We start from the raw sequence: 6458 nt of genomic DNA on the forward strand, positions 1-6458 counted from the left end.
ACGGACACGCTCCGCAACCAACGCCGCTTCGTGCCACATTCGGGCCACATGTCGACGCTGCGGGGTCCACATTCTTTTCCACATGTCCCACAGGACCCCCTTGACCTGCGTCATTCACGGCCAGTAGCCAGGTGGGTATGGTTCTGGAAGCGGGGGGCGCTGCGGCGCAGGTGTCGGGGACCGATCCGGCGGATGTGGCGTGGTCGTTCAGTCACCTCGATCCGGCCGTCGCCGAGACCGCCTACGACACGCTGGGGGCGATCCGGCGCGGGTGTCCGGTGGCGCGCAGCGGGGAGTTGGACGGGTTCGTGCTGGTCGCCGGGTATGCCGAGATCCGGGAGGTCGCAAGTGCCTCGGATCGGTTCAGTGCCTGCGTCGACGGGCTGGGCGCGGCGGCGGTGGTCACGGAGATGCGGGAGGCCGTGGCGCCGATGTTCGAGACCGACGAGGACCATCACCACCAGTGGCGTCGCCTGTTGCAGTCGTTCTTCACTCCGGCCGCCGCGGCCGCGCAAGCGCAGTACGTGCGGGCAGTGTGCCGGGAGGTACTGCAGGAGCTGATCCCGCACGGCGCTGCTGATCTTGTCGGCGCCTACGCCCGCCAGGTGCCGCCGCTGGTGATCGGGCGGGTGCTCGGGCTGGCCGAGCTCGAACGCGCGTGGCTGTCCGAGCACGTCCGCGCCCTCTACGGCGCCGAGACGCTCAGCGAGGCCCAGCAGGCAGGCCGGATTTATGCGGACTTCCTTCGCGGGCAGATCCACCAGCGACGCACCCACCCGACCGGCGACCTGCTCTCGGTCATGGTGAACGCGCAGGTGGACGGCCGGACCGCTGACGATGACGAGCTTGTCAAGATGACCATGCTGATGGTCGCGGCCGGACACTTGACCACCGCCGACGCCTGCGCCACCGCGATCCTGCGTCTGCTCAACGAGCCGGCCCTGCGGCAGCAGGTGTCCGCCGATTCGAGCGCTCTGGAGGCGTTCGTGGAGGAGCTGGTCCGCTACGACCCGGCCGTCGCCGCCACCGGACGGACTGTGATGACCGATACCCGGCTCGGTGGCGTGCCGCTCTTCTGCGGGGATCGGCTGCTGCTGGTGTGGGGAAGCGCGAACCGCGACGAACGGGTCTTCGACGACGGCGACGTCTTCGACATCGACCGCGACCGCGGCGCGCCGCAGCACCTGGGGTGGGGCGCCGGTGAGCACCGCTGCCTCGGCCGGCACCTCGCCCGCGTCGAGCTGCACGTCATGCTCATCGAACTGCTGCGCGCCCTGCCGGGTTTGCGGCTTCAGCCCGGCGCCGCGATCCGGCGGACCTTCGGGATCATCCGCGGCGTCGCGGGCCTGCCGGTGCGGTGGGAGCGCCGGTAGGCGCTGACCGGGCCCGGTACCACTCGGCGAGCTCCCGACGTCCCGCCACGCCCAGCAGGCCATAGATCGTGGTGAGCTCGGTCTCGACCGTGCGTACGGAGAACCGCACGATCGTCGCGATCTGCGGATTCTTCGACCCCCTGGCGACCAGCCGGGTGATCGTCCACTGCCGCTCGGTCAATGTCGGCTCCGGTGGGGAGTCGACCTCGTCGAACGCGAGTGCCACGATCTGCTCGTCGTCCAGCAGGCTGCCCTCGAGGTAGGCCGCCGTCGACTCCACCGGGCCGAGCACCAAAGCGATCTCGGCCTTCGCCCGACCGCGGTGGGACTTGAAGCTGGCCAGGCCGTTGTAGTGGACGCCGTGGCGGGCCTGCAGGCTGTCCGAACCGCCGATCCGCCGCGCTGCGCCGACGTAGTCCCCGTCCTTGGCCAACTCCCAGGCTTTCCTCTCGACCCACCAGCCGGGCCCCCACAGATCGCCGAGGGCGATCTGCCGCCGCAACGGCTCGGGATTATCGGTCACGGGCTCGGAACACGCGGGCAGGCCGCGCGTCCACTCCGCCCAGGTCACGGCCCATTCGGCGCCGCGGCGGCGGGCTTCGGATAGGCAGCGTTGCGACATTCGGTCCGCCTCGTCGGCTGGCCCGAGCAAGCCGGCTGTGATGGCGTGGATCAGGTCCGCCATGTAGGCCGCTCCATCGGCACCCGCAGCGCGGAAGCCGGCGCTGGCGGCTGCCAGCTTCGCGAAACCGCTGCGCTGCCCGAGGGCCAGTGCTTCGTAGGCGCCCTCGACGAACTGGACCGCCGGGGCGTCGTCCTTGCCCGCCTCGCGCGCCAGGCGCACGCATTCGTCCAGGAGTGTCTTCCCGCGAGCTTGTTCGCCGAGGGCGATCCACACCCAGCCGGCCATCGCCAGCGCCGAGATCCGCACATCTGAGGCCACCACGGGGCCTTCGCTCAGCAGCTCCTCGACCTGGCGGCAGACCTGGATCTCGGTGGCGAAGAAGAACGGCGCCCGCGTCAGCAGGACATCCACCATGATCGCCAAGGCCCGCTCGATCAGGCCGTTGTCGGAGCACCATGCCACAGCTGCGGCGATGTTCCGGGATTCGGCGTTGACCAGGTCCAGCCACCGGACCTCCTCCGGCCCGAACCACCGCTCGGCCGCCTGCCGGACCAGCCCGGCAATCCAGCGACACAGTCGTTCGCTGATCTCGTCCAGTTCGCCGAAGATGCGCAACCTGCGCCGGCCGTACTCACGCAGGAACGTGTGCTGGCGGTAGCGCCCATCTGCGGAGGCACCTTCGATAATCGAGTGCCGCACCAGATGATCCAAGGTCTCCAGGATCTCGCCCTGGTCGATCAACTCATCGGCGCAGACCTGTTCGGAAGCGTCGAGAGTGAACCCACCGGTGAAAACGGTCAGCCGCGCCCAGACCCGTTGCTGCTGCGGCGAACACAGGTCCCAGGACTCGGTGATCGCAATGTCGAGCGCGAGGTGATGCGAGGGCACCCCGCGCGCGCCGGGACCGTACTTCAGCGACGCGCCGCCTTGCAGGCGATCGAGGACTACTGCCGGCGCTCGCCCCCGGCCGAACTGGGCCGCGATGAGTTCCAAAATCAGCGGAATACCTGACGACCAGCGGACCAGGTCGACGATGGCCTGCCAGTCGTCCTGTTCGGTCAGTGGCCGTCCGGCTGCGGCGGCGCGGTTGGCGAGCAGCTGTACCGCGTCACTGTGCTCGGCCGCCGCGCGATCGGCGCCCTCGGCGGGGGTCGCCAAGGGCCCCAGATGCACCCGGTGCTCTCCCTGGACATCCAGGTAGGCGCGACTGGTGGCGATCACCTGCACCATGACGGTTTCGGTGATGATCCGGTTGACCAGCTCGGCAGCCGCGTCCAGCACTTGCTCGCAGTTGTCCAGCACGATCAGCACGCGCCGGTTACGGACGTGCTCGATCAGAACGTCCACGGGGTCGACGTTCGGCTGATGATGCGAGATACGCAAGGCTGCAATGAGCAAGTTGCAGATTCGCCGCTCGGCATCCGGCATGTCGGCATGCACGCCGAGTTCGGCAAGGCGAATGAACACCGATGCGTCGTAGTGCTCATTCATATGCACGAGCAGTTCGCCCGCTAATCGCGTCTTCCCGACGCCGGGTGATCCGGTCAGTGTCACCGCGCGGTCGCCGGCGTTCAGCCGCTCGCACACCTCGGCCAGCTCACGGGATCGCCCGAAGAATGTCGTCAGTTGAACACCAGCGGGCAGTTGTCCGGCCGATCTGCGAATGCGCTTATCCACCGCAATGGATGCGATAACGCCAGCCTGCGCCGACCGCGGGTTTTTCTCGGCTCTCGATGTCCTGCACTGTCCCCTCCTCACGCCAGCGCACCCCGCCCGCCCGATCGGCGGACGGCGCTCACTCGGCTCGTGACACCCTCCGTGGCAGATGTCGTACCACCTGTGGCCTGCGAAGATCGACTACTTAACAACCAAACACCCGATCGGGTTAATCATCAACACGCTGCCCGCGCAGGAGGAACGCCAGACCGCGAACGACCGTTTCACTCATCCGACAGAAACCAGACCACACCCAGACTGGCGACAGAGTTGTCAGCAGCAAGCATGCGCCAAGGCGTCCTTAACGCTACGAACCCATACGACTACTTCCCGCAACACCTCGCAGCACAAGCGGCAAATCCGAAACAGTTTCCCGATAAGACCACCACAACTGTTTGCACTTTCTTTCGCGGTCGGTTACTGTTCTCCTCAGCAAGGCAGACCCGTGCTCCACCCTGGGGAGGCGTGGAATCCGGCACGGTCCGCCCGACAATAGGGGCATTCTCGTGTTTCCATCCTCCACGTCACGCCGGACGCAGGTCGCTCGCGGACCGCCGGCATCGCAAGCTCAACAGTAGCGCACCCTACGCGTCCGATAGTGTTTCGGACTTCTCGATCAGTGAACTCCACGACCGGCTTCACACGGCCGGTCTTGTTGTCCCTTGACGTCTCCGCTCAGCCCATCATCGCGTAACCCTGGCTGCGGCACGAGGCACGCCCTTCAGCACACACGTCGATCACACGACACCGCGCTGGACGGCTTCCCTTTTCATACAAGGAGAAACCTCGATGCACAGCCGTCTTTGGCATGCCCTCGCCGCGACCGCGGCCCTACTCGCCTCCACCGTGGCCACCGCCGTCGCGGCACCCCAGACTCCCGCCGGTGACACCGGCGACCACGTGCCCATCGCCGGAAGCACCCCAGCCTGGGCCACCCCGCACACCGAAGTCGCCCGCACCAACGGAAGCACCGTCCGGCACATCCAGGTCGCGCTGGCACTGCGCGATCAGCCCGGTGCCGAACGCCTCGCCGCGCAGCTGGCGACACCGGGCAGCGCCGAGCACGGGAAGTTTCTGTCCTCCAGGGAGTTCCTCGACCGATTCGCACCAACGCAAGACGCCGTCGACCAGGTGTCCCGGTGGTTGGCCAAGCAGGGGCTGCACGTGACCGGAGTCAGCCCGAACAGGCACTTCGTCGACGCCGAGGCCCCGACCGCAGCGTTGGAGTCGGCGTTCGGTACGAGGATCGCCGCGTTCCGTGCTCGCATCGACGGTGTCACCCGGACGCTCACGGCCCCAGCATCGCCCGTCACCGTGCCGATCTCGCTGCGTGCCTCGATCACCGCCGTGCTCGGCCTGGACGACAGCGCCGCCCTGCTCAAGCCCCAGCACACCCGCCCGGCCGCCGTGGCCGCTGAGCAGCACTGCGCGCGCTGGTGGGGCGAGCAGAACAACACCGACGTCCCGCAGAAATACCCGTCCGGGTTCCAATCGAACGCACTCTGCGGCTACACCGGCACCCAGGTCCGTGCGATGTACAAGCTGAGCAACGGAAACACCGGCGTCGGCACGACGATCGGTGTCGTCGGCGCCTACAACTCCGACACCATCGTCGCCGACGCCAACCAGGCCGCCAGCCAGCTCGGCGTGCCGCCGCTGGCCGAGGGCCAGTACAGCGCGGTCCTGCCCGAGGGCGGGTTCACCGACGCGACCGAGTGCGGCGGCGAGGGTTGGGCGGCCGAGCAGACGCTGGACGTGCAGGCCTCGCACACCATCGCCCCGGCGGCGAAGATCCGCTACTACGCCGGGAAGTCCTGCAAGGGCACCGGGATCTACGAGGCGTTCAACCTGGCCGTCGCCGACAACGCCGTAGACGTGATCAGCAACAGCTACGGCAACGCCGACGGCGAGAACAGCTTGCCGCAGATGGCGCGGGATCAGTTCAACTCAATGGCGCTGCAGGCGGCGATCCAGGGCCAGACCGTCACCGTGTCCACCGGCGACGCCGGCAACAACTCCGGCCCCGTCGGCCGCCCGACCGTCAGCTTCCCGTCCTCGAGCCCGTGGGTCGTGGCGGTCGGTGGCACCAGCGTCGGCTTGGACCAGAACAACCAGCCCACGGTGCTGACCGGGTGGGAGAACAGCGGCAACATCCAGTCCGGCAGCAGCTGGGCCCCGCAACAGGATGCGGACGGCCCGTTCGCCTCCGGCGCCGGCGGCGGCAGCTCCGCGCTCTACTACATGCCGAACTGGCAGATGGGCATCTTTCCCGGCAGCGGTGAGAAGCGCGGGGTCCCGGACATCGCGGCGCTGGCCGACTCCTACACCGGGATGCTGGTCGGGCAGACCATCAAGGGCCAGTTCGGGATCGGCTCCTACGGCGGAACGTCGCTGGCCTCGCCGCTGATCGCCGGGCTCGTCGCCGACGCCCAGCAGGCCCGCTCCGGCAACGCCCGCGCGGGGATGCTCACCCCGGCCCTCTACAGCTTGGCGGGATCGAGCGCGATCGCCGACGTCGTCCCACAGAAGGCCGGGGTCTGGACGCCGATGATGCACGCCTTCGGCGGCGTCGCCGTCCCCGGCGGGCAGGGCAGCTACCTGATCGACTTCGACGCCCGCCCCCAGAACCTGCAAAGCGGTCCCGGCTGGGACAACGTCACCGGCCTCGGAACCCCCGCCGACGGCTTCATCACCGCACTTTCCCAGTAACCACAACGTCTTCTCGCGGTGGGCCCGCTCAACAT

Annotated in this window: 3 protein-coding genes; 2 read left to right on the plus strand and 1 reads right to left on the minus strand. The window is 68.2% G+C overall.

Annotation, left to right across the window (positions count from 1 at the left end; translation table 11 throughout):
- Nucleotides 1-137: 137 nt before the first annotated feature.
- Nucleotides 138-1373, plus strand: coding sequence for a cytochrome P450 (locus ACFVYA_RS40405; RefSeq protein WP_387052660.1), 1236 nt, complete (start codon nt 138-140; stop codon nt 1371-1373).
- On the opposite strand, the gene ACFVYA_RS40410 is transcribed toward ACFVYA_RS40405, so the two are convergent.
- The gene (locus tag ACFVYA_RS40410) at nt 1327-3675 is read right to left on the minus strand and encodes an ATP-binding protein (protein ID WP_387052662.1); all 2349 of its coding nucleotides are present in this window, start codon (nt 3673-3675) and stop codon (nt 1327-1329) included. The two genes, ACFVYA_RS40405 and ACFVYA_RS40410, sit on opposite strands and share 47 nt — an antisense overlap.
- A gap of 828 nt (nt 3676-4503) precedes the next feature.
- Here ACFVYA_RS40410 and ACFVYA_RS40415 point away from each other — a divergent pair.
- Nucleotides 4504-6423: a protease pro-enzyme activation domain-containing protein gene (locus tag ACFVYA_RS40415; RefSeq protein WP_387052664.1), complete on the plus strand. Its 1920-nt coding sequence runs from the start codon at nt 4504-4506 to the stop codon at nt 6421-6423.
- Nucleotides 6424-6458 lie beyond the last annotated feature (35 nt).

Source organism: Amycolatopsis sp. NPDC058278 (assembly GCF_042881395.1).
In the GTDB taxonomy this organism is placed as follows: Bacteria; Actinomycetota; Actinomycetes; order Mycobacteriales; family Pseudonocardiaceae; genus Amycolatopsis.

What these genes read in the sequence shown, in the direction of transcription:
- ACFVYA_RS40405 (WP_387052660.1), top strand. Translation starts at nt 138, where the DNA reads ATGGTTCTGGAAGCGGGGGGCGCTGCGGCGCAGGTGTCGGGGACCGAT.
- ACFVYA_RS40415 (WP_387052664.1), top strand. Translation starts at nt 4,504, where the DNA reads ATGCACAGCCGTCTTTGGCATGCCCTCGCCGCGACCGCGGCCCTACTC.